General features: G+C 73.2%; 20 protein-coding genes, 5 tRNA genes and 1 riboswitch. Of the genes, 14 read left to right on the top strand and 11 right to left on the bottom strand.

Going from position 1 to position 21,425, the window contains the following annotated elements:
* Positions 1–437: 437 nt before the first annotated feature.
* The 3 genes from AC2CJA_RS02800 to hrpA all read right to left on the bottom strand — a co-directional run bounded on the left by AC2CJA_RS02800 (position 438) and on the right by hrpA (position 5,141).
* Positions 438–731: a DUF6274 family protein gene (locus AC2CJA_RS02800; RefSeq protein WP_484601028.1), complete on the bottom strand. Its 294-nt coding sequence runs from the start codon at positions 729–731 to the stop codon at positions 438–440.
* A 132-nt stretch (positions 732–863) separates the two neighbouring features.
* Positions 864–938, bottom strand: a tRNA-Asp gene (locus AC2CJA_RS02795).
* 138 nt (positions 939–1,076) lie between these two features.
* A complete protein-coding gene (hrpA, locus tag AC2CJA_RS02790; RefSeq protein WP_484601027.1) occupies positions 1,077–5,141 on the bottom strand; it encodes an ATP-dependent RNA helicase HrpA in 4,065 nt (1,354 codons plus the stop codon).
* 106 nt (positions 5,142–5,247) lie between these two features.
* On the opposite strand from hrpA, the gene AC2CJA_RS02785 reads away from it, so the two are divergent.
* Positions 5,248–6,405: an ABC-2 transporter permease gene (locus AC2CJA_RS02785; RefSeq protein ID WP_484601026.1), complete on the top strand. Its 1,158-nt coding sequence runs from the start codon at positions 5,248–5,250 to the stop codon at positions 6,403–6,405.
* Between the two features lie 122 nt (positions 6,406–6,527).
* On the opposite strand, the gene AC2CJA_RS02780 is transcribed toward AC2CJA_RS02785, so the two are convergent.
* The 4 genes from AC2CJA_RS02780 to AC2CJA_RS02765 form a co-directional block, all read right to left on the bottom strand.
* A tRNA-Phe gene (locus tag AC2CJA_RS02780) sits at positions 6,528–6,601 on the bottom strand.
* Positions 6,602–6,605: 4 nt separating this feature from the next.
* Positions 6,606–6,680: transfer RNA gene (locus AC2CJA_RS02775), tRNA-Asp, on the bottom strand.
* A 38-nt stretch (positions 6,681–6,718) separates the two neighbouring features.
* Positions 6,719–6,791 (bottom strand) — tRNA-Glu (locus AC2CJA_RS02770).
* Between the two features lie 102 nt (positions 6,792–6,893).
* The gene (locus AC2CJA_RS02765; RefSeq protein ID WP_484601025.1) at positions 6,894–8,528 is read right to left on the bottom strand and encodes a metallophosphoesterase family protein; all 1,635 of its coding nucleotides are present in this window, start codon (positions 8,526–8,528) and stop codon (positions 6,894–6,896) included.
* 116 nt (positions 8,529–8,644) lie between these two features.
* On the opposite strand from AC2CJA_RS02765, the gene AC2CJA_RS02760 reads away from it, so the two are divergent.
* The 12 genes from AC2CJA_RS02760 (at position 8,645) to AC2CJA_RS02705 (ending at position 17,980) form a co-directional block, all read left to right on the top strand.
* Entirely contained in the window at positions 8,645–9,007 is a 363-nt protein-coding gene (locus AC2CJA_RS02760; protein WP_484601024.1) for a metallopeptidase family protein, read from the top strand.
* Positions 9,004–9,519, top strand: a complete 516-nt coding sequence (locus AC2CJA_RS02755; protein ID WP_484601023.1) for a FluC/FEX family fluoride channel — start codon at positions 9,004–9,006, stop codon at positions 9,517–9,519. Before AC2CJA_RS02760 ends, AC2CJA_RS02755 begins: the two co-directional genes overlap by 4 nt.
* Before the next feature lie 8 nt (positions 9,520–9,527).
* On the top strand, positions 9,528–9,902 hold the full coding sequence (gene crcB / locus AC2CJA_RS02750) for a fluoride efflux transporter CrcB (protein ID WP_484601032.1): 375 nt from the start codon (positions 9,528–9,530) through the stop codon (positions 9,900–9,902).
* Between the two features lie 55 nt (positions 9,903–9,957).
* Complete coding sequence (locus AC2CJA_RS02745; protein ID WP_484601022.1) at positions 9,958–10,746, top strand: hypothetical protein; 789 nt, start codon at positions 9,958–9,960, stop codon at positions 10,744–10,746.
* Positions 10,747–10,999: 253 nt separating this feature from the next.
* Entirely contained in the window at positions 11,000–12,955 is a 1,956-nt protein-coding gene (locus tag AC2CJA_RS02740) for a DEAD/DEAH box helicase (RefSeq protein ID WP_484601021.1), read from the top strand.
* A 244-nt stretch (positions 12,956–13,199) separates the two neighbouring features.
* Positions 13,200–13,272: transfer RNA gene (locus AC2CJA_RS02735), tRNA-Lys, on the top strand.
* A 199-nt stretch (positions 13,273–13,471) separates the two neighbouring features.
* On the top strand, positions 13,472–13,828 hold the full coding sequence (locus tag AC2CJA_RS02730) for a PRC-barrel domain-containing protein (RefSeq protein WP_484601020.1): 357 nt from the start codon (positions 13,472–13,474) through the stop codon (positions 13,826–13,828).
* A gap of 39 nt (positions 13,829–13,867) precedes the next feature.
* Positions 13,868–14,029: a hypothetical protein gene (locus AC2CJA_RS02725; protein ID WP_484601019.1), complete on the top strand. Its 162-nt coding sequence runs from the start codon at positions 13,868–13,870 to the stop codon at positions 14,027–14,029.
* 224 nt (positions 14,030–14,253) lie between these two features.
* Entirely contained in the window at positions 14,254–14,679 is a 426-nt protein-coding gene (locus tag AC2CJA_RS02720; protein ID WP_484601018.1) for an SHOCT domain-containing protein, read from the top strand.
* Positions 14,680–14,871: 192 nt separating this feature from the next.
* Entirely contained in the window at positions 14,872–16,173 is a 1,302-nt protein-coding gene (locus tag AC2CJA_RS02715) for an APC family permease (RefSeq protein WP_484601017.1), read from the top strand.
* A gap of 98 nt (positions 16,174–16,271) precedes the next feature.
* Positions 16,272–16,508: a hypothetical protein gene (locus tag AC2CJA_RS02710; protein ID WP_484601016.1), complete on the top strand. Its 237-nt coding sequence runs from the start codon at positions 16,272–16,274 to the stop codon at positions 16,506–16,508.
* A 267-nt stretch (positions 16,509–16,775) separates the two neighbouring features.
* Positions 16,776–16,913: riboswitch (cyclic di-AMP (ydaO/yuaA leader) on the top strand.
* 11 nt (positions 16,914–16,924) lie between these two features.
* Complete coding sequence (locus tag AC2CJA_RS02705) at positions 16,925–17,980, top strand: M23 family metallopeptidase (protein ID WP_484601015.1); 1,056 nt, start codon at positions 16,925–16,927, stop codon at positions 17,978–17,980.
* Positions 17,981–18,113: 133 nt separating this feature from the next.
* Here the strand turns inward: AC2CJA_RS02705 and AC2CJA_RS02700 are convergent, their stop codons facing one another.
* The 4 genes from AC2CJA_RS02700 to AC2CJA_RS02685 all read right to left on the bottom strand — a co-directional run bounded on the left by AC2CJA_RS02700 (position 18,114) and on the right by AC2CJA_RS02685 (position 20,579).
* Complete coding sequence (locus tag AC2CJA_RS02700) at positions 18,114–18,869, bottom strand: antibiotic biosynthesis monooxygenase (RefSeq protein WP_484601014.1); 756 nt, start codon at positions 18,867–18,869, stop codon at positions 18,114–18,116.
* A 142-nt stretch (positions 18,870–19,011) separates the two neighbouring features.
* Positions 19,012–19,500 (bottom strand): glutathione peroxidase, encoded by a 489-nt coding sequence (locus AC2CJA_RS02695; RefSeq protein ID WP_484601013.1) that lies wholly within the window; start codon positions 19,498–19,500, stop codon positions 19,012–19,014.
* A 9-nt stretch (positions 19,501–19,509) separates the two neighbouring features.
* A complete protein-coding gene (locus AC2CJA_RS02690) occupies positions 19,510–19,734 on the bottom strand; it encodes a DUF397 domain-containing protein (RefSeq protein ID WP_484601012.1) in 225 nt (74 codons plus the stop codon).
* Positions 19,734–20,579, bottom strand: coding sequence for a helix-turn-helix domain-containing protein (locus AC2CJA_RS02685; RefSeq protein WP_484601011.1), 846 nt, complete (start codon positions 20,577–20,579; stop codon positions 19,734–19,736). Before AC2CJA_RS02685 ends, AC2CJA_RS02690 begins: the two co-directional genes overlap by 1 nt.
* A 186-nt stretch (positions 20,580–20,765) precedes the next feature.
* Between AC2CJA_RS02685 and AC2CJA_RS02680 the strand changes: the two genes are divergently transcribed.
* Complete coding sequence (locus AC2CJA_RS02680) at positions 20,766–21,419, top strand: ATP-binding protein (RefSeq protein WP_484601010.1); 654 nt, start codon at positions 20,766–20,768, stop codon at positions 21,417–21,419.
* Positions 21,420–21,425 lie beyond the last annotated feature (6 nt).

Raw genomic sequence — 21,425 nt, 5'->3', positions numbered from 1 at the left:
CGGCGGCGCCCGCGCGCCTGCACGCGCTCCCCCCCCCCGGGCCTCTGCCGTGCGTCCAGCCGTCGACAACGCCGGCCCGGCATCCGGTTCGCCGGGCCGGCCGAGAGCACCGGGAGGCCCCGCGAGGGGGGCGCGCGGAGGCATTGGGAGGGGCGCTCGGATGCAGTAAAATTGCACATATTAAATTTACCTGATGCGGGAAGGGGTTGAATTCCCTTCTCCGATCAACCGATTCGGTGACTCCCGTCACATCGCACAGGTCTTGCCCGCCCCAACTACCGTGCGGTAATGGGAAATAAGCGTACGACGCCCCGCAATCGGACCCCGCGCCGGGTGCCGGTGCGCGGCCGGCCGCCGCAGGGCCGCCCCGGCCGCGGGAGATGGCGCCCGCGAGCCCTGCGAGCGCTGTGCGGGCCGAGGGGCCGTCAGATCCGGATTCAGGCTCCGCCGAGGCCGGTCCGGTCCTCCACGGGCGGCTCAGGGCCCTCCCCGGGGCGTGCGTGCGGCACGGACCGGACCGGTGGCGCGGGCGGTTCCGGGCGCGGGAGGGAGGGGGAGAGCGCGGGCGGCCCGCCGGAGGCCTCGCCGGCCGGCTCCATCGCCAGCCGCTGCAGCCGGTGGCAGACCGGGCAGTGCCGGGTGGCGTGGCCGTAACGCGTCGCGGCGGACAGATGGGCCCGCAGCAGGGCCCGTGTCTCGTGCCGCGGATACTTCCTCGGAGTCGTCGGCATCGCGCCCACCTCCCTGTAGCAGAGGTACCCGCGGCCCGAGGAGCCGTCAAGACGGTCTGCGCGCCCGGGACCGCCCGGGGACGCGCGGAAAGACCGATGGCCCGGATCCTCGTGGATCCGGGCCATCCGATGCGGTCCTGACGGGATTTGAACCCGCGGCCTCCACCTTGACAGGGTGGCGAGCACTCCAAACTGCTCCACAGGACCTGGAAGCCGCAGCGCCGGGCGCGGCCCGAGCTGCGAGAAGGACTCTACAGCAGCTCAGGGGAACAAGGCGAACTCACCCACAGTGCCGCCCCCGCTACCGGTCCACCGCCGCCCCCGCCGCCGGGCCGCGGCGTCTCACTACGGCGCCGCCGCGTCCACCGCCCTCATGATGCGCTTGTCCGAGACCGGGTACGCCGTGCCCAGGGCGTGCGCGAAGTAGCTGACCCGCAGCTCCTCGAGCATCCAGCGGATCTCCCGGACCTCCCGCGGCACCGGCCGTCCCGGCGGGAACCGCTCCAGCAGCCACTCGTACTCGTCCCGCATCTCCTTCACCTTCGCCATCCGGGCGCGGTCCCGGTCGGCGCCCGTGGGGAGCTGCTGCAGGCGGCGGTCCACGGCTGTCAGATAGCGCAGCAGGTCCGGCAGGCGCCGGGCGCCGTGGGCGGTCACGAAGCCCGGGCCGACCAGCTCCGTCAGCTGCTGCCGCACATCCGCGAGGTTCGGCGCGAGCGTCGGACTGCCCGACAGCGGCGGCGACTTCATCCGCCGTTCGCACGACTGCCAGGCGGCGAGCACCTCGCGCACCTGCCGCACCGTCACCACCGTCGCGTCGGTGATGTCGGCGCGCACGGCGTCGAAGAGCTTGCGGAAGCCCTCCTCGTCCCAGGCCGGCCCGCCGTGCGCCGCGATCAGCCGGTCCGCGGCGGCCGACACGCAGTCGTCGAACAGCGCCTGGACGCCGCCGTGCGGGGAGGCGGCCAGGGCGAGCCTGTCCTGGTTGGTCAGCTTGGACTGGGCGAACTTGGCCGGACTGGAGGGGAGGTTGAGCAGGATCAGGCGGCGCGTGCCGCGCCACATCGTCTCGCGCTGCTCGTCCTCGGTGTCGAAGAGCTTCACGGACACCGACCCGCCGTCGTCCACCAGCGCCGGGTACGCCCTGACCGGCTGGCCGGCCCGCCGCGTCTCGAAGGTGCGCGGCAGGGCGCCGACGGTCCAGGAGGTCAGTCCGGTGCGCTGCTCCAGACCGCCGTCGCCGTCGCCGCCCTTCTCCCGGGCGGAGTCGAACGCCTTGGACAGCGCGGCCCGGGTGCGCGGGCGCAGGGCGTCCCTGAGCTCCTCCAGGTCCTTGCTCTCGGAGTCGCCGGAGACCTTGCGGCGGCGCTCGTCCACCACCCGGAAGGTGATCTTCAGGTGGTCGGGGACCCTGGACGGGTCGAAGTCGTCCGGAGTCACCCGCACTCCCGTCATCCGCGTCAGCCCCCGCGCCAGCACGGCCGTCAGCGGCTCGTTCAGCGTGTCCCGCGGGATGCCGCCGTCCTGCCCGGTGACGGTGCCCAGGAAGCGGCGCGCGAAGTCGGGGGCGGGGACGTAGTTGCGGCGGACCGGCTTGGGCAGCGAGCGGATCAGCTCGGTGACCAGGTCCGCGCGCAGGCCCGGGATCTGCCAGTCGAAGCCCTCGGAGGAGACCTGGTTGAGCACCTGGAGGGGGATGTGGACGGTGACGCCGTCGGCGTCCGCGCCCGGCTCGAACTGGTACGTCACCCGGAAACGCAGCCTGTCCTGGTGCCAGGAGTCGGGGTAGTCGTCCTTGGTGACCTGCCCGGCCCGCTCGTTGATGAGCATGGACTTCTCGAAGTTGAGCAGGTCCGGCTCCTCCTGGCGTTCGCGCTTCCACCAGGAGTCGAAGTGCGCTCCGGAGACGACGTGTTCGGGGACGCGTTGGTCGTAGAAGTCGAACAGCGTCTCGTCGTCGACGAGGATGTCGCGGCGGCGGGCCCGGTGCTCCAGCTCCTCCACCTCGCCCAGCAGCCTGCGGTTTTCGTGGAAGAACCGGTGGTGGGTGCGCCAGTCGCCCTCCACCAGGGCGTTGCGGATGAACAGCTCGCGGCAGGTCTCCGGGTCGATGCGCCCGTAGTTCACCTTGCGCCGGGCCACGACGGGCACGCCGTACAGCGTCACCTTCTCGTAGGCCATCACCGCCGCCTGCTTCTGCTCCCAGTGCGGCTCGCTGTAGGTGCGCTTGACCAGGTGGCCGGCGAGCGGCTCGATCCAGTCCGGGTCGATCTTCGCGTTGACCCGCGCCCACAGCCGTGAGGTCTCCACCAGCTCGGCCGACATGATCCAGCGCGGCGGCTTCCTGAACAGCGAGGAGCCGGGGAAGACGGCGAACTTCGCGCCGCGCGCGCCCAGGTACTCGTTGCCCTTCGCGCTCTCCCTCCCGCCCTCGCCCGGGGAGCCCTTCCCGTTCTCCCTGACCTCCTTGAGCCCGATGTGCGACAGCAGGCCCGCCAGCAGCGACTGGTGGACGCGGTCGGCGTCCGCGTCCTGGTCGTTCAGGTGGACGCCCATGGACTTGGCGACCTGGCGGAGCTGGGCGTAGATGTCCTGCCACTCGCGTATGCGCAGGTAGTTGAGGAACTCGGACCTGCACATCCGGCGGAAGGCCGAGGAGGACAGCTCTTTTTGCCGCTCGCGTACGTAGCGCCACAGGTTGAGCAGGGCGAGGAAGTCGCTGTTCTCCCCCTCCCCGCCCGCCTTCGGGGAGGAGGGGCCCAGGAAACGGGCGTGCTGCTGGTCGGCCTGCTGCTGCTTGTCGGCGGGGCGCTCGCGCGGGTCCTGGATGGACAGCGCCGCGGCGATCACCATGACCTCGCGGACGCAGCCGTTGCGGTCGGCCTCCAGCACCATCCGCGCCAGCCGCGGGTCGACGGGGAACCGCGCCAGCTTCCGGCCCGTCTCCGTCAGGCGCCTGCGCGGGTCCTTCTGATTCGGGTCGAGCGCGCCCAGCTCCTCCAGCAGCTGCACACCGGCCTTGATGCTGCGGTGGTCCGGAGGGTCGATGAAGGGGAAGCGCTCGATCTCGCCGAGCCCCGCGGCGGTCATCTGGAGGATGACGGAGGCCAGGTTGGTGCGCAGGATCTCCGGGTCGGTGAACTCCGGCCGGGAGAGGAAGTCCTCCTCGGAGTACAGCCGGACGCAGATGCCGTCCGAGGTGCGGCCGCAGCGGCCCTTGCGCTGGTTGGCGCTGGCCTGCGAGACCGGCTCGATCGGCAGCCGCTGGACCTTGGTGCGGTGGCTGTAGCGGGAGATGCGGGCGGTGCCGGTGTCGATGACGTACTTGATGCCGGGGACGGTCAGCGAGGTCTCGGCGACGTTGGTGGCCAGCACGATCCGCCGCCCGGTGTGCCGCTGGAAGACCCGGTGCTGCTCGGCGTGCGACAGCCGCGCGTACAGCGGCAGCACCTCGGTCGAGCGCAGGTTCTTCCTGTTGAGCGCGTCGGCGGTGTCGCGGATCTCCCGCTCGCCGGAGAGGAAGACCAGGATGTCGCCCGGTCCCTCGGCCTGGAGCTCGTCGACCGCGTCGCAGACCGCGGTGACCTGGTCCCGGTCGGGGCTGTCGCCCTCCTCCTCCAGCAGCGGCCGGTAGCGGACCTCCACCGGATACGTACGGCCGGACACCTCCACGATGGGGGCGTCGCCGAAGTGGCGGGAGAAGCGCTCGGGGTCGATCGTCGCGGAGGTGATGACGACCTTGAGGTCCGGGCGGCGGGGCAGCAGCCGGGCGAGGTAGCCCAGCAGGAAGTCGATGTTGAGGCTGCGCTCGTGCGCCTCGTCGATGATGATCGTGTCGTACCGGCGCAGCTCGCGGTCGGTCTGGATCTCGGCCAGCAGGACGCCGTCCGTCATCAGCTTGACCAGGGTGTCCTCGCCCACCTGGTCGGTGAAGCGGACCTTCCAGCCCACCGCCTCGCCCAGCGGAGTGCGCAGCTCCTCGGCGACGCGCTCGGCCACCGTGCGGGCCGCGATCCGGCGCGGCTGGGTGTGCCCGATCAGCCCCTTCACCCCGCGCCCGAGCTCCAGGCAGATCTTGGGGATCTGGGTGGTCTTGCCGGAGCCGGTCTCGCCCGCGACGATCACGACCTGGTTGTCCCGGATCGCCCGGAGGATCTCGTCCTTCCTCTGGCTGACGGGGAGCTGGTCGGGGTAGTCGATGGCGGGGACGGCGTCCCGCCGGGCGGCCACGCGCAGCTCGGCCTGCTCGACCTCGGCGGCGATCTCCGCGAGCACGGCACGCCGCGCCTCCGGCTTGCGGATGCGGCGGGTGCCCTCCAGACGGCGGCCGAGTCGCTGCTGGTCGCGCAGCATCAGCTCGGGCAGTCGCTCCAGGACGGCGGGGAGGCTGGGATCAGACACAGTGGACATACGGACTCCAGGATCGCACCCGCACCGAGTGCCGGGCGAATCAATTCACCGCTCCTCGTGACCGGCATGCGGTGTTATGGGTGGAATGACTGTCTAGGGTGAGCGCATGAACGACCGGCACCACCCCCTCCCCGACGGCCCTGGCGGTCCCGGAGGTCCTGACGGCTCGCGCACCGCGCACGGCTCTCATGATGCCCGCGCCGGGGAGGGAAGCGGAGAGGGCCGCCGGGCAGGGGGCGCCGCCGGGCCGTGGCGGAGCTTCGGGGATTCGCCCTTCCTGCCCGCCACCGTGCTGTCGCTGCTCATCGCCGCCGCGGCCGGGCTCTTCGCCGGCTCGTACACCTACGCCATGGCCGATCCCACCCCGCGCCGCGTCCCCGTGGCGGTCGTCGGCGCCACCGGGGACGCCGAGGCCTGGCGGGACCGCGTGGATGCCTTCGCCGACGCCGTGGGCGAGGACCTGCGCTCCTCCCTGGAGCCGCGCGAGTACCCCACCGCCGCGGCGGCCGACGAGGCCCTGGAGTCGCAGAGGGTCTTCGCCGTGCTGCGCATCCCCGCCGGCCCCGGCCGGGAGAGGCCCGCGCTGGAGGTCTCCAGCGCCTCGGGCGCCTCCGTCGCCGAGCTGCTGACCGAGGCCGCCCGGTCGGTGGGCGAGGAGACCGGGCTGCGGGTGGAGGTACGGGACGCCAAACCGCTGGACCCGGGCGACCCGCGCGGCCTGGCCCTCTTCTACGTCACCCTCGCGGCGGTGGTCACCGGCTTCATCGGGGCCATCCAGATGAGCGTCCACGCGAAGGCTCTGAACCCCTCCGAACGGATCGCCTTCACGGCCGCCTACTCGCTGCTCGGCGGCTTCGCCATCGCCGCGGCCGTGGACTGGCTGCTGAACGCGGTCGACTTCCCCTTCGTCCACTCCTGGATGATCCTCGCCCTGACCATGTTCACCTCGGGCATGGTCTTCACCATGTTCCAGGCCCTGATCGGCCGCTGGGCGATGCTCCCCACCTGGGGCCTGATGGTCCTCATCGGCAACCCCTCCTCCGGAGGAGCGGTCTCCTGGCCGCTGCTGCCCTCACCGCTGGGCACCATCGGCCGCTGGCTCCCGCCGGGGGCCTCCGTCAACGCCCAGCACACGGCCGTGTACTTCCCGGGCTATCCGCACGCACAGCCCTACCTGGTGCTGGCCGCCTGGGCGGTCGCCTCCTGCGCCGTCTTCTGGCTCCGTCGCCACCGCCACCCGGGCGGCCGGGACGGCGGCTCCTGACCGAGCGGACGGGGGCGCCGGGCACGCAACCGGAGCGAACGCGGCGGCGTCGGCGTACGGGGCCGGCGTGAGAAGGTGAAAGCCCCGGTCCGGGAGACCCGGATCGGGGCTTTCACCTGCGGTGGCTGGGGCCGGGGTCGAACCGGCGACCTTCCGCTTTTCAGGCGGACGCTCGTACCAACTGAGCTACCCAGCCGCAGCGGTCCTGACGGGATTTGAACCCGCGGCCTCCACCTTGACAGGGTGGCGAGCACTCCAAACTGCTCCACAGGACCAAGCGATGTACGAGCACCAGTCTCGCACAGGTTGTGCGTGCCCCCAACGGGATTCGAACCCGTGCTACCGCCTTGAAAGGGCGGCGTCCTGGGCCACTAGACGATGAGGGCTGATGGCCCACCTGGGCGCTTCCCAGCGCGTCGGGGACGTGAGAAGCATATGGGATGCCGGTGCGGATCGCCAAAACGGATTTCCGGTGGCGCCGGTACGGGCTAACCGGAGGGCTGCGGCGACGGGGACCGGGAGGGTGACGGCGGGCCGGACGGGGAGGGCTCCGGGGAGCCGGAGGGGGACTCGGACGGCGGGCCGGACGGGGAGGGGGAGGCGCCCGGCTCCACGTCCTCCGGCAGATGGCGGCTGACCTCGGCCGTCGTCAGGCCCAGACCGCCCAGGGTGATCTGGTCCCAGGCCTGGAGCCGCTTGGTGTCCTGGTCCAGGTAGAGCACCGAGGCCATCACCCTCTCCGGCTCGTCGCCCTCCACGGCCCGCAGTCCGCCGCCGCCCGTGGAGCCCTCGATCATCAGCCGGGTGCCCTCCTCCATCACCCGCGTCTCCCTCCGGTGTATGTGGCCGGACAGCACCAGGGGCACGTCGCCGTCCGTCTGCTGGGCCGCGATCGGGTTGTGCGCGGCGGCGATGTGCACCGGCTCGCCCGCCGCCTCGCTCCTGCGCAGCGAGGCGGCCAGTCTCCGGCCCGCGACGCGCTCGGCCGGGTCGCCCTTGGCGACCACCGAGCGGTCCGGGGTGAACTGCGGGTCGCCGATGCCCGCGATCCGCAGGCCGCCCACGGTCACCGGCTCCCCGTCGTCCAGGACGTGGGTGTTGTCCAGCTCCTCGATGTACTCCTGGGTGGTGAGCGAGTCGTGGTTGCCGCGCACCCACACGTACGGCGCGCCGAGGTCCTCGACCGGGTCCAGAAAGCCGTTCTCGGCCGCGGTGCCGTGGTCCATGGTGTCGCCCGAGTCGATGATCACGTCGATGTCGTACTGCTCGACCAGCGACTTGATGATGTGCCACGCGGCCGGGTTGAGGTGGATGTCGGAGACGTGCAGCACGCGGATGGTGCTGGGATCCGGCTGGTAGGCGGGGAGGGTGGAGGCGGCGTCGTAGAGCTTGGTGACGTTGGTGACCAGGCGTGCCAGCTCCTGCTGGTAGACGTCGAACTCGGTGACGATGCTGCGCGCGTTGCCCACCACGCTCGGCGCGCTGGCCAGCAGCCCGGAGAACCTCGGCTCCAGCAGCGACTTCGGGTTCCACGTCGCGTAGGCGCTCGCGCCGGAGGCCGCCAGGAGCGCGAGTGCGAGGCCGCCCGCCGCGAGCGCGCGCCGCGGGCGCCGGTAGACGGCCAGACCGAGCGCGGTGGCGCCGGCGACCACCGCGACGGACGCCTTCACCGCCAGGTCCCGTGTGCCGGAGCGCACATCGCGGGTGATCCGCTCCTCCAGGCCGCTGATCCGCTCCGGGCGGTCCACCAGGGCCTGGGCGCGCTCGGGGTCGAGCTGGTCGATGTCGACGTCCAGGGCGAGCGGGGCGAGGTGGCTGTCCAGTTCGAGCGCGCCGAGCGGCGGCACGCCGATCTCGGTGCCCCCGGTCAGCGAGGGGCGCAGCGACATCCGGGTGTCCACCGGCCCCACGTCCGCCTTCACGCCGCCCAGGACGAGCAGCCCCAGCCAGGCGCCGAGCAGGGTGACGGCGGCCAGCGCGAACGCGCGGGCGTACGGGTGCGGGGTGTGGCCCAGGGAACGCGCCGGCGCGGGCCGGTGCGCCCGGGGGCGGCGCCGCAGGGCGCGCCGCAGAGCACGGGGAACGGCTGCGGCCCGGCGGGGCCGGAGGGGTTCTCGGCTCATGCCGTGCCATATGCCCGCCGGGGGGCCGACTATGCGGCGGCCGCACGGCGTCCACCCGCCGCCGCCCGGTACACCGTCCCGTGCGCCGTCCGCGTGCCGTGGCGGACAATGGGCGCGTGCTGGAGATGACGCGCGAGGAGTTCGAGGAACTGGTGGCCGAGGCGCTCGACCGGATCCCTCCGGAGCTGACGCGGCTCATGGACAACGTGGCGGTGTTCGTGGAGGACGAGCCGCCCGCGGAGGATCCCGAACTGCTCGGACTCTACGAGGGCACACCGCTGACCGAGCGCGGCGAGTGGTACGCGGGCGTCCTGCCGGACCGGATCACCGTCTACCGCGGGCCCACCCTGCGGATGTGCGAACGCGGCGGCGGTGACCGCCAAACGGTCGTCGAGGAGGTGGAGATCACCGTGGTGCACGAGATCGCCCACCACTTCGGCATCGACGACGAGCGGCTGCACGACCTGGGATACGCGTGAGCGGAGGCTCTCGGGAGGGTTCCGGGGAGGGACCGGCCGAGGGCTCCGGGGACGGGCCGGTCGACCCGGACGTCGATCTGCGCGTACCCGCCCAGCGCGCCGAGACCGCCGGGGCGCACGCGGTGGCCGTCCTCGCCGCCGTCGCGGCGGGCGGTGCGCTCGGAGCCTGCGCCCGGTACGCCCTCACACTGCCGTGGCCCGCCGCGCCCGGCGGGCTCCCCTGGGCCGTGCTCGCCGTCAACACCGCCGGGTGCGCGCTGATCGGCGTGCTGATGGCGCTGCTGGAGAAGCCCGGCGGGGCGTGGGCGCGTCACCCCCTGGCACGGCCCTTCCTGGGCACGGGCGTACTGGGCGGCTTCACCACCTTCTCCGTGTACGCGCTGGACGCCGTACGGCTGCTGGAGGAGGGCGTCGCGGGCACCGCACTGCTGTACCTGGGCGCCACCCCGGCCGCCGCCCTCGGCGCCGTGTGGGCGGCCACCGCCGCGACCCGGGCGGCGGTGGCGCGGTGAGTGGCGCGGTGAACTGGCTCCTGGTGGCGCTCGGCGGCGCGGCGGGCGCGTGCCTGCGGTACGCGGTGGACCGCGCGGTGCAGTCGCGGTACGAGTCGGTCTTCCCCTGGGGCACCACCACGGTCAACGCCGCCGGCAGCCTGCTGCTGGGCCTGGTGGCCGGTGCCGTCGGGGCGGGGGCGGCGGGGCCGGGGGCCGCCGCGCTGCTCGGCACGGGGCTGTGCGGCGCGCTGACGACGTACTCCACCTTCTCCTACGAGACGCTGCGGCTGGCCGAGCGCGGCCACGGGCGGGCGGCGCTGGTGAACGCGGCCGTCACGCCGCCGGTCGCCCTGGGCGCGGTGTGGGCGGGACTGGAGCTGACGCGTTACCTGTCGGGCTGAGGGGAGTTGGGCAGGAGGAGCCCGCTTCGAACTCCGCCTCCCGGAGGTGCCGCCCGTGCGCCCGTCCAGTCCCGTCCAACGTGAGTCCGCCCGCGAGCCCGCACGCGAACCCACCCGTCACGAGCGGGCCCGGGAGCACGCCCGCGGGGCCGCCCGTACGGCCGCCGGCGCCCTGCTGCTGGCCGCCCTCGGCGGCTGTATGACGGTCGGCTCCTCCGGGGGCGAGGAGGAGGGCGGCGGCCGGCAGCCGGCCGGGCACCGGGTCTCCCGGGACGCCGGCGACCCGCGGCCGGGCAGCGGGGTCGCTCCGCGCGGCGGAGGCGGGGAACGGGGGACGGACCGCGGAGGGCAGGACGGGAGGAAGGGCGGGGACGGGGAGGACGGACCCTCGAAGCGGTTGTCCGGCCCGTCGGCCTCCTCCTCGCCGTCCTTCGCGGTCCCTTCGACGGGCGCTCCGAGGCCGAAGAAACCCACCGCGTCGGCGAGTTCGGGCAGAGGTGGGGGGCGGACGACCGACCCGGCCGCCCCTTCGCGCACCGCCGCGCCACCGCCCCCGGACCCCACGCCCCCGCCCGCCCGGCCCACCCCGTCGCAGGGGAGCGGCGGAGGGGACGGTGACACCGGGGGAGGCGCCGGCGGGGGTGACGGCGATGGCGGCGGCGGGGACGGCGGCGCGGAGGACGGCCCCGACGAGAGGGCGGAGGCCGGTGCCGAGAGGGCCTCCCGGCCGTCGGCGCGGTACGGAATGAACGGGGAGCCGTCCGTCGTTCACTCCCCGTACGACGTCCACGGAACCGGCGGCCCGCACCCCTCGGGTGAACGCTTCGGCCCCGTGGACCGGTAGACTTCCCCGCAGGCGGTCGCCACCGCCGTTCCTCACCACCCCATCGGCAGCGCGGACAAGAGATTTGCGCTCGGGGAGGGGAGGTCGTATGGTGGCAGATCGTTTGCTCCCATTTGCCCGGCGCCGTGAATCAGCAGCGCGCCGTGTGGCGCGTTCCTCACCTGAGCCGTGGCTGACCGCATCGAGGCGGTCTTATGCGAAAACACGGAGTTGCGGGCGCGTGCCATGTGACTTCCGAGAGGTTTGTTTCCGCATGACTGTAACCACCCCTGACGTCGTTCTGCCCGAGGACGAGCCGACGACCACGTTCGCCGACCTCGGTCTGCCGGGCGAGATCGTCCGCAAGCTCGCGCACAACGGCGTCACCGTCCCGTTCCCGATCCAGGCCGCGACCATCCCGGACGCGCTGGCGGGCAAGGACGTCCTCGGCCGCGGCCGCACCGGCTCCGGCAAGACGCTCAGCTTCGGCCTGCCGCTGCTGGCCCGCCTGGCCGGCGGGCGGACCGAGCGCAAGCGCCCCCGCGGCGTCATCCTCACCCCCACCCGCGAGCTGGCCATGCAGGTCAGTGACGCGCTCCAGCCGTACGGCGACGTCCTCGGCCTGAAGCTGAAGGTCGTCTGCGGCGGCACCTCGATGGGCAACCAGATCTCCGCCCTGGAGCGCGGCGTCGACATCCTCGTCGCCACCCCGGGCCGGCTGCGCGACCTGATCAACCGCGGCTCCTGCTCGCTGGACGACGTGGAGACCGCGATCCTGGACGAGGCCGACCAGATGGCCGACCTGGGCTTCCTGCCCGAGGTCACCGAGCTGCTCGACCTGGTGCCGGCCGGCGGCCAGCGGATGCTGTTCTCCGCCACGCTGGAGAACGAGATCGACACCCTGGTGCGCCGCTACCTCGTCGACCCCGTCCACCACGAGGTGGACGCCGCCCAGGGCGCGGTCACGACGATGAGCCACCACGTGCTCATCGTGAAGCCGCGCGACAAGGCGCCGGTCACCGCCGCCATCGCCGCGCGCAAGGGCCGCACCATCGTCTTCGTCCGCACCCAGCTCGGCGCCGACCGCGTGGCCGAGCAGCTGCGCGAGGCGGGCGTGCGGGCGGACGCGCTGCACGGCGGCATGACGCAGGGCCTGCGCACCCGGACGCTGGCCGACTTCAAGGACGGCCGCGTCAACGTGCTGGTCGCCACCGACGTCGCCGCGCGCGGCATCCACGTCGACGACATCGACCTGGTGCTCAACGTGGACCCGGCCGGCGACCACAAGGACTACCTGCACCGCTCCGGCCGCACCGCCCGCGCGGGCCGCTCCGGCACGGTCGTCTCGCTGGCGCTGCCGCACCAGCGGCGGCAGATCTTCCGGCTGATGGAGGACGCGGGCGTGGACGCCTCGCGCCACGTCATCGGCCGCGGCGACGCCTTCGACGAGGATGTGGTGGAGATCACCGGCGCCCGGTCGCTGACCGAGGTGCAGGCCGAGTCGGCGCTGAACGCCGCCAAGCAGGCCGAGCGCGAGGTGGCCGAGGTCACCCGGCAGCTGGAGCGCGCGCAGCGCCGCGCCGCCGAGCTGCGCGAGGAGGCCGACAAGCTGTCGGCCCGTGCCGCCCGCGAGCGGGGCGACGACCCGGAGGCGGCCGTGGCCGCGGTCGCCGAGGCGACCGAGGCGGCGGTGGCCGAGTTCACCGCCGAGGCCGACGCGGCGGAGGCGAAGGCCGAGGCCGAGGCACGCCGGGCGCGCGAGGAGCGGTCGTACGAGCGCCGCGACGACCGGGGCAACTTCCGCCGGGACCGCGACCGTGACGACCGCCGCCCCTACGGCCGGGACCGGGACCGGGACCGTGACGACCGCGGTGAGCGCGGCGACCGGCGCCCGTTCAACCGCGACCGGCGCGACGACCGCGGTGAGCGCGGTGAGCGCCGTCCGTTCAACCGCGACCGCCGTGACGACCGGGGCGGCTTCCGCCGCGACAACGACCGGCGCGAGTTCGGCCACCGCGGCGGCGGCGACCGTCCCTTCAACCGGGACCGTGACGACCGCCGTCCCTTCAACCGCGACCGCGACCGTGACGACCGCCGCCCCTACGGTCGCCGCGACGACCACCGCGGCGGCGGCGACCAGCGCGGCGGGCACCAGGGCGGCGACCACCGCGGCGGCGGCCGTTCGTTCGACCGCCGCTCGGACAAGCCGCGCTGGAAGCGCAACGGCTGAGCCGGACAGACCAGTTGAGGGCCCGGCCCGGAGCACTGCTCCGGGCCCGGGCCCACCGGCCCCCGCGCCCCCCCCGCCGCCCCCCCCCCCCCCCCCCCCCCCCCTTCCGGCCTCCGCGTCCGCTTCCGAGCTCCGCCCGCCTGAGTGCGCCCGGCCGTCCGGGCGCGGATACGACGCGACGTGCCGTCACACTGTGCCAATGCCTTCGAAGCGCGGCGCCTCTCCGGGCTATGCTTCGGGGGGCGGGCCGTTAGCTCAATTGGCAGAGCAGTGGACTTTTAATCCATTGGTTGTGGGTTCGAGTCCCACACGGCCTACCGGACCCCTCGGGGCCAGGACCCCCGCCGACCTGCGTCGGCGGGGGTTCCGGTGTTTCCGGGGCCCGGTGCGGCGGTGAGCGCGCCGTACGGCAGGTGTGGGGCCCGCGGAGACGGGAACCCGCACCCTGAGCCCGGAAAACGGCTCGGACGCGGCGCGGACGCGCCGTCCGGACCGTCCGCCCAGGGAGCTGAGCGCATGATCCGTCCAGCAGACATCCGAGAGTGGCGCGGCCGCGACGTCGTCGACGCGGACGGGCACAAGGTCGGCCCGCTCGAGGCGGTCTACACCGACACGGCGACCGACGAGCCCGTCATGGTCACCGTCCGGGTCGGACTGCCCACCCGTCAGCGCCTGGTGTTCGTGCCCCTGGACGAGGCGGTCGCCGGTCCGGACCACCTCAGGGTGCGGTACGGCAAGGCACTGGTGAAGAAGGCCCCCTCCATCGGCACCGACGACGTGCTGCCCGCCGAGGGGGAGGAGCCGGTCTTCCGGCACTACGGCATCCCCTACCGCCCCGGCGCCGGAGGCGAGCGCAGGCTGGCGCGCGGCTGACCGGCCGCGCCCGAACAGTGTGAAGGAGGCGTCCACGGCATGGGGTTCTTCCTGTTCCTGCTTCTCGTCGCGGCCGTGCTGGGAGTGCTCGGCGCGGTCGTGGAGGGGCTGTTCTACCTGCTGTTCGTCGGGATCGGCGTCCTGGTGCTCGCGATCCTCGTCATCTCCCTGCAGCGGTCCCGCCGCCGTGCCGGCCGCTGAGGCGGCCGCGCCCGAGCGGGTGCCGTGTTGCGCGGCCGATGGGGAGCGCAATACTGAACGAGAGAGCCGAAAGCGCGCGAAAACGCCCGTCCGGCCCTGTGAGAGTGGCCGGGCGGTGTTCCGGGGAGGGACGTGCTCCGGCGGTGAACAGAACACGACAGCCGTGCCGACCCGGGAACCGGGGGTGTCCGGTCGGAGCGACCGTCCGACCGTGAGGTGGAGCGATGGACGGGTACCTGTACATGGCCTACGACTATCCGGTGCTGGGGGCGTTCCTCACCTTCCTGTGGTTCTTCCTGTGGGTCGTGTGGCTGATCCTGCTGTTCAAGGTCATCACCGATGTCTTCCGCGACCACGAACTGAGCGGCTGGGGCAAGGCCGGCTGGCTCGTCTTCGTGATCCTCCTCCCATACCTCGGGGTCCTCGTCTACCTGGTCGCCCGCGGCAAGGGCATGAGCGAGCGCGAGACGCGGCGGGCCAGGACGGAGAGGGAGGCTTTCGACACCTACATCCGCGAGACCGCGGGAACCGCCGCCGGTACCGGCGGCGGTTCCGGAGTCGACCAGCTGGCCAGGCTCTCCGAGCTCAAGGCGAAGGGGGACCTCACCGAGGGCGAGTACCAGCGGGCCAAGGAGAAGATCCTGGCCTGAGCGGCGGGCGGTGCCCGGCCCCACGGCGGCGCGGACGGCTTCCGCGCCGCCGTCGGCTGTCCGCCCCCCGTACCCCCGCCCCGCCCGGCGGTGGCACCGGGAGCGGGGACGGGCCCTGTGGCGGTAGCGTCCGGTGCGGCCGGCTGTCCGCCGGCGCGGACGGCACGGGCACACCCACGGGAGGGGACAGGGATGGGCGGGACGGCGGGGGGCGCACGGGAGGCGCCCGGGCTGCGGCGGCGGCTGGGCACCGGCGACGCGGTGGTGATCGGCCTGGGGTCGATGATCGGCGCGGGCGTCTTCGCGGCCTTCGCCCCGGCGGCCCGCGCGGCCGGGGCCGCCCTGCTGCTCGGCCTGGCGCTGGCGGCGGTGGTCGCGTACTGCAACGCGACCTCCTCGGCCCGGCTGGCCGCCCGCTACCCGGAATCCGGGGGCACCTACGTATACGGCCGCGAGCGGCTGGGGGAGTTCTGGGGTCATCTGGCCGGCTGGGGCTTCGTGGTCGGCAAGACCGCCTCGTGCGCGGCGATGGCCCTGACGGTGGGCCTGTACGTGTGGCCCGGACAGGCGCGGGCGGTCGCGGTCGCGGCGGTGGTGGCGCTGGTGGCGGTGAACTACGCGGGCGTGCGGAAGACCGCCTGGCTGACCCGCGCGATCGTGACGGTCGTCCTGGCGGTGCTGGCCGCCGTCGTGGTCGTCTGCCTGACCTCCGGCGGGACGGACGCCGCCCGGCCGGTCTTCTGGCCGTCCCCGGACGGGGCGGGCTCCTCCGGGGACGTCTCGCCCGGCGGGGTGCTCCAGGCGGCGGGCCTGCTGTTCTTCGCCTTCGCCGGCTACGCGCGCATCGCCACCCTCGGCGAGGAGGTGCGCGACCCGGCCCGCACCATCCCCCGGGCGATCCCGGTGGCGCTGGGCATCACCCTGGTCGTCTACGCCGCCGTCGCGGTCGCGCTGCTCGCCGTGCTGGGCGGCGACGCGCTGGGCCGGACGACCGCCCCGCTGGCCGACGCGGTGCGTGCGGCGGGCGCACCGGAACTGGTCCCGGTGGTGCGGGCCGGAGCGGCGGTGGCGGCGCTGGGCTCGCTGCTGGCGCTGATCCTCGGCGTCTCCCGCACCACCCTGGCGATGGCCCGCGACCGCCATCTTCCGTCCGCGCTGGCCGCCGTGCACCCGCGCTTCGGCGTGCCGCACCGCGCCGAGCTGGCGGTCGGCGCGGTGGTGGCGGTGGTGGCCGCCACGGCGGACCTGCGCGGCGCGATCGGCTTCTCCTCCTTCGGGGTCCTGGCCTACTACGCGATCGCCAACGCCTCCGCCCTGACCCTGGGCCCCGGCGAGGGGCGACCGCCGCGGATCGTGCCGGTGGTGGGGCTGGCCGGGTGCGTGGTGCTGGCCTTCGCCCTGCCGCTCGCCTCGGTGGTCTCGGGGGCGGCAGTGCTGGCGGTCGGCGCGGCCTCGTACGGGGTGCGCCGCGCGCTCGCCGCACGCGGGGCTTAGCCGTCCCCGCGTCCCCGCGTCCACGTCCAGGGACCCGTGCCGTCCGGCCGGTCCTTGATCGAATCGCCGGGACGCCGGGCGTCGGGGGGATCGGAAGGGTGCGGGGCGACAGGCGGCAGGAGACGGGCGGCGGCAGGGCCCGTATCCGCGCTGTCCCCGTCATCGGCCGCCCGCCGTGGCTGCTGCCCCTCACCGGTCCGGCGGACCTGCTCGACCACCTCCTCGCGGAGGTCGACGCGCACACCGGCGGGCACCAGAGCGACGACATGGCGCTGCTGGCGGTCATGCGCGACCCGGAGGGTCCGGCACCTCCGGCCGGCGGTCACCTTCCGTAGTCGACGTGCGCCCCTCCGCATAACAACTGAGGCAACGTCAGATGGTGTGGCATGCGTCTCATGGGCCGATCCGGCGGTCGAATCGCCCGATTTGGCCCACTGGTGCCCCGATAGTCCTCCGTCAAGAAAGCCCCATGTTCCAAGAGGGGACTTGGAAACCGGAGCGCACCTCTATTAACGTTCGATAACGCAGCGCGGTCGTCACTGTCGCCAAAGAGGGCGGCACCGTGCGCCGTCGCCGAATCCCGTACGCGCAACCCCGTCAACAGCGAGGACGCGCCCAGGGAACCGGGGAACCACCAATTGGGGTGAATCGGACCCATGCGGCCCGTCCGCGTGGATCCGTAGGAGACCTTCCTGCTCCGAACCCGTCAGCTAACCCGGTAGGCGAGAAGGAAGGAAAGGAGAGCGCCTCCGTGGCGTCCAGCAGTCCGGCCCCCGAGGTCTCGTACGACCCGCACACCGCCGCTTTCGCCCCGTTCGGTCCGGAAGGCGACGGCGACCAGCCGGTGTGGAACCCGACCGAGGACTCCGTCCGCCCGGTCCGCGGCCGGCACCGCGTCGTCAAGCAGCGCAACGGCATGGCCCGCAGCGGAGCCGTCCTCGGCGTCGGTGTGATCGCCGCCGTCGGCGCGGGCGGTATGGCCACCGCCAAGGACAAGTCGCCCCTCGCCGTCTCCATGCCGGACGTCGACCTCGGCGCGGTCGCCGAGGGCATCCCCGTCGTCGGCGGTCTCGTCTCCGACAGCCACGACGGCGACTCCGCCTCCCCGGCGGAGAGCGCCGACCCCTTCGGCGGCGCCGTCACCCAGGCCGGCCTGGACACCTCCGAGGCCACCACGACCGTCGTGACGGCGGACGCCGGAGAGGCGCTGCGGGCACGCATCCTCCAGCAGGCCGACCGGCAGCAGACCGGCGCCGCCCAGGCCGCGCTCGAGGAGGCCGCCGACCAGGCAGCGGAGAGGGCGGCCGAGGAGGCCGCCGACCAGGCCGCCGAGGAGGAGGCCGAGCGCGAGCGCAAGGCCGCCGAGGAGGCGGCACGCAAGGCCGAGGCCGAGCGCCTGGCCAAGCTCGCGGCCAGCTACACCCTCCCCCTCACCTCGTACCAGCTCACCTCCACCTTCGGTCAGTCCGGCTCGATGTGGGCCAACAACCACACCGGCCTGGACTTCGCCGCTCCCACCGGCACTCCGGTCAAGGCGGTGCACAGCGGCGAGATCACCGAGGCCGGCTGGGCGGGCTCCTACGGCTACCGCATCATCCTCAGGCTCGACGACGGCACCGAGATCTGGTACTGCCACCTGTCCTCCATGACCGTCACCACCGGCAAGGTGACCACCGGCGACGTCATCGGCCGCGTCGGCTCCACCGGCAACTCCACCGGCGCGCACCTCCACCTGGAGGTCCGTCCCGGCGGCGGCGACCCGGTCGACCCGCTGACCTGGCTGCGGAGCAAGGGCCAGTCCATCTGACGACGCCTGTCCGGCCCGTCCGGCCGGCGTCGCGAAGCACTCCGCTGCCGCACGCCGGCCCCCACACCCCGGCGGCCCCGGTGACTCATCCCCCCCGACACCGGGGCCGCCGGTTCCCCTCCACCGTGTACGGCTACCGCGCAGCCCGTCCCGCCGGCTCCCCGGGGCGCGCGGCGGAGAACAGCAGCCGGTAGCGTGCCACGTCACTGCTCACCAGCCCGGGGAAGTCCCGCACCCGGTCCCACAGCGGGGACGGCCCGCCGATCCCCTCACCCGGCGCCCCCAGCGCGGCGATGTGCGCCCGCTCGCTCTCCCACTCCGCGTAGTTGATCACGTGTGTGCCGTCCGTGCTCAGGTGGAAGTGGGCCGAGATGCCGCCGGGCGGCAGGCCCCCGCCGGCGCCGTCGTCCTCGATCGCGGCGGCCACGGCGTCCACCCACGCCCGCTGCCGCGCCTCGTCGGGCCCCTCGAACTCCACCTCCACGACCACCACGCACCCCGGCTCGGGCCGCCGCCCGGCCCCTTCCCGCTCCTCGGGCCCCTCGGGCAGGCTGCGGTAGCGCCGGGTGCGCGCCAGGCGCAGCCGCTCGATCCCGGGCACCGCGTCGTCGATCTCGTCGTTGCGGTCCTGACGGTGGGTGCGTACGTACTCCTCGTACGCCTCCTCGTCCGTCCACTGGGAGTAGTGCAGCAGAGTCCGGCCGTCGGTCCCGGCGTAGACGCCGTACGACAGGATGTCCGGCGTCGGCCACTCCCGCCTGCCCCAGGTGGCGGCGATGGCGTCCGCCGCGGCCCGCTGCCGCTCGGGTGTGCCGACGTCCCAGGCGCTGATGAGGACGGCTCCGGCGTCGGGGTGGGCGGGGTCGGGGTGTACGGGCATAGCGGGCATGGGTGTGCCTCCTCGTCGGCCAGGGTGTTCCTCGCTTCGCGGAACCACGCTCACATCTCAAGTCGCCTTGAGGTCAAGGCGAACGGGTGGCCGGTCCGCGCGGTCCGGCCACCCGGTCACGGCCGGGAGGGAACGCCTCCGGTCAGGCGGGCAGCCGCTCCTCGATCGCGGCGACGACCTCCGCAGCCTCCGGCTCGGTGCGCGGACGGAACCGGGCGACGGGGGCGCCGTCCGCCGCGACGAGGAACTTCTCGAAGTTCCACTGCACGTCCCCGGCCTGCCCCTCGGCGTCGGCCAGCTCCGTCAGCTCGGCGTAGAGCGGATGCCTGCCGTCCCCGTTGACGTCGGTCTTCTCCAGCATCGGGAAGGTGACGCCGTAGGTGGCCGAGCAGAACGCGCCGATCTCCTCGGCGGTGCCGGGCTCCTGGCCCATGAACTGGTTGCACGGCACGCCGACCACGGTGAACCCGCGGTCGGCGTACTTCTTCTGCAGCCGCTCCAGGCCCTCGTACTGCGGGGTCAGCCCGCACTTGGACGCGACGTTGACGACCAGCAGCACCTTGCCCCGGTGCTCGCCGAGGGTGGTGGGCTCGCCGGTCAGGGTGCGCAGGGGGATCTCGTAGAGGCTCATGCGCCCTGTCTAGCAGAGATCGCGCCCGTACCCGCCGTGAGCCTTCACACCGCCCAGGAACGTTTCCCACGCCCCCGCCGGAAACCTCAGCACGGGCCCGCCGCCCGCCCCCTTGCTGTCCCGCACGGCCACCCTCCCCGGCCCGTACGCCGCCTCCACGCACTCGGTCCCGCTGCCGCCGCTGTGGGAGGACTTGAACCACTCGGTCCAGCCGCCTGTGGACTGCTGTCGCATCAAAGCTCCTCGCAGGCTCGTTCGATGGTGGCCGCCGACGCCGAGATGTCCAGCGCCTGCGCCCGCAGGTATTCGAACGCCAACCTATAGCGCTCCAGTTCCTCCGGCTTCTCCATGAACAGGCCGCCGCCGAGGATGTCCACGTAGACCACGTCCAGCGCGGGCGTGGGTCCGCCCAGCACCACGAAACTCCCCACCGCGGCCGCGTGCGCCCCGGCCGCGAACGGGAGGATCTGCACTGTGACGTGGGGTGACTCGGCGCACGCGAGCAGGTGCCGCAACTGCTCCCGCATGGTGTCGCGTCCGCCCACCGTCCGCCTGATCACAGCCTCGTCGACCACCGCCCAGATGTGCGGTGGCTCCTCCCGACTCAGCAACTCCTGCCGTTTCATGCGGATGTCGACCATGTGCCTCACCTCCTGCTCCGTGCAGCGCATCTCGGAGGCGCGGTGCACGGCCTCGGCGTAGGCACGGGTCTGGAGGAGTCCGGGAACGTAGACGCTCGCGTAGTGGTCCTCGCGCACGACCTCGTCCTCAAGGGTGAGCATGAGGTTCATCGACTCCGGGACGGGGTCGGCGAGCGAGCGCCACCACCCTTGGATCTTCGCTCCCTTGGCGAGTTCGACCAGCGCCTCGCGTTCCTCGTCGGTGGCGCCGTACTGGCGGCAGAGTGCATCCACGACCGGCCACCTGACCGGACCCTCCTTGGTCTCGTAGCGGCTCAGCGTCGCCTTGGAGACGCCGACGCGGGCACCCGCCTCCTCCAGTGTGAGGCCGCTGCGCTCGCGCATACGGCGGAGGGCGGCGCCCAGTTGGCGGCGTCGGGTCGTCGGTCCAGCAGCCATGGTCACGGCCTTCCTCTGTCGATCCCCCTGAGCCTGCACGGCCCGGTCGCGTGGAAACAACCACGGCGTGCGCCAGGGGCGCGCGACCGGGAGAACGCTTCCGTCAATACTCAGTGAGAGTTTCATAAAGAGAATGAAAGTGTCACTCTGAGAGAGCAACGACGGCATACCGGAAAGGTCGCAGGCATGTTGAAGAACAAGTGCGCGGTACCGCGCGGCGGGCTGACCGTTCCCCTCCTGGCACAGCCCGAGGAGCTCTCACGTCTGAGGCGGTTGACCTGCTCCTACCTGGAGCTCTGGAAGTTGGAGGCCCTCACCGACGCCGCGCAGCTCTGCGTCAGCGAACTGGTCGCGAACGTCATCCTGCACATCGGCGAAGGCACGCCGATCACACTGCGCTTCTCGGCTCGCGGGGGGCGTCTGCGCATCGAGCTGACTGACCCGGAGCCCCACCGGATCCCTGTCCTCCTCCCGGTCTCGGACGACGCGGAGTCGGGACGCGGCATGGCGCTGCTCGACGCGGTGGCCGCCGACTGGGGCGTCGCCCTCCACGCGGGCGGCAAGGCCATCTGGTGCGAGCTGGACACCGTCCCCGGCGCCCCGCAGCGCCTGCCCCAAGACCCGTGCCCAATCGGAGCCGACGTGCTCCTCAGCCTCTACGGCCGCACGGAGCCGGTATCCGGCCGTCTGGCCGACGTCGCCACCGAGGACGCGGCCGTACGACTGATCGCGGATGTCCTTCACTGGCTCCGCGCCCACGGCCACGACCCGGACACCGCACTCGACCACGCACAGACGCGCTTCGAGGCGATGGCGGCGGAGACCAGCCAGTGGAACTGACGGCCG

The organism is Streptomyces sp. ATLC9 (assembly GCF_057196705.1).
This window is presented reverse-complemented; position numbering and strand designations above follow the sequence as displayed.

Bases quoted from the DNA above. Each gene is read 5' to 3' on its own strand.
- AC2CJA_RS02800 (WP_484601028.1), bottom strand. From the start codon at position 731: ATGCCGACGACTCCGAGGAAGTATCCGCGGCACGAGACACGGGCCCTG.
- hrpA (WP_484601027.1), bottom strand. From the start codon at position 5,141: ATGTCCACTGTGTCTGATCCCAGCCTCCCCGCCGTCCTGGAGCGACTG.
- AC2CJA_RS02785 (WP_484601026.1), top strand. From the start codon at position 5,248: ATGAACGACCGGCACCACCCCCTCCCCGACGGCCCTGGCGGTCCCGGA.
- AC2CJA_RS02765 (WP_484601025.1), bottom strand. From the start codon at position 8,528: ATGAGCCGAGAACCCCTCCGGCCCCGCCGGGCCGCAGCCGTTCCCCGT.
- AC2CJA_RS02740 (WP_484601021.1), top strand. From the start codon at position 11,000: ATGACTGTAACCACCCCTGACGTCGTTCTGCCCGAGGACGAGCCGACG.
- AC2CJA_RS02730 (WP_484601020.1), top strand. From the start codon at position 13,472: ATGATCCGTCCAGCAGACATCCGAGAGTGGCGCGGCCGCGACGTCGTC.
- AC2CJA_RS02725 (WP_484601019.1), top strand. From the start codon at position 13,868: ATGGGGTTCTTCCTGTTCCTGCTTCTCGTCGCGGCCGTGCTGGGAGTG.
- AC2CJA_RS02720 (WP_484601018.1), top strand. From the start codon at position 14,254: ATGGACGGGTACCTGTACATGGCCTACGACTATCCGGTGCTGGGGGCG.
- AC2CJA_RS02715 (WP_484601017.1), top strand. From the start codon at position 14,872: ATGGGCGGGACGGCGGGGGGCGCACGGGAGGCGCCCGGGCTGCGGCGG.
- AC2CJA_RS02700 (WP_484601014.1), bottom strand. From the start codon at position 18,869: ATGCCCGCTATGCCCGTACACCCCGACCCCGCCCACCCCGACGCCGGA.
- AC2CJA_RS02695 (WP_484601013.1), bottom strand. From the start codon at position 19,500: ATGAGCCTCTACGAGATCCCCCTGCGCACCCTGACCGGCGAGCCCACC.
- AC2CJA_RS02690 (WP_484601012.1), bottom strand. From the start codon at position 19,734: ATGCGACAGCAGTCCACAGGCGGCTGGACCGAGTGGTTCAAGTCCTCC.
- AC2CJA_RS02685 (WP_484601011.1), bottom strand. From the start codon at position 20,579: ATGGCTGCTGGACCGACGACCCGACGCCGCCAACTGGGCGCCGCCCTC.
- AC2CJA_RS02680 (WP_484601010.1), top strand. From the start codon at position 20,766: ATGTTGAAGAACAAGTGCGCGGTACCGCGCGGCGGGCTGACCGTTCCC.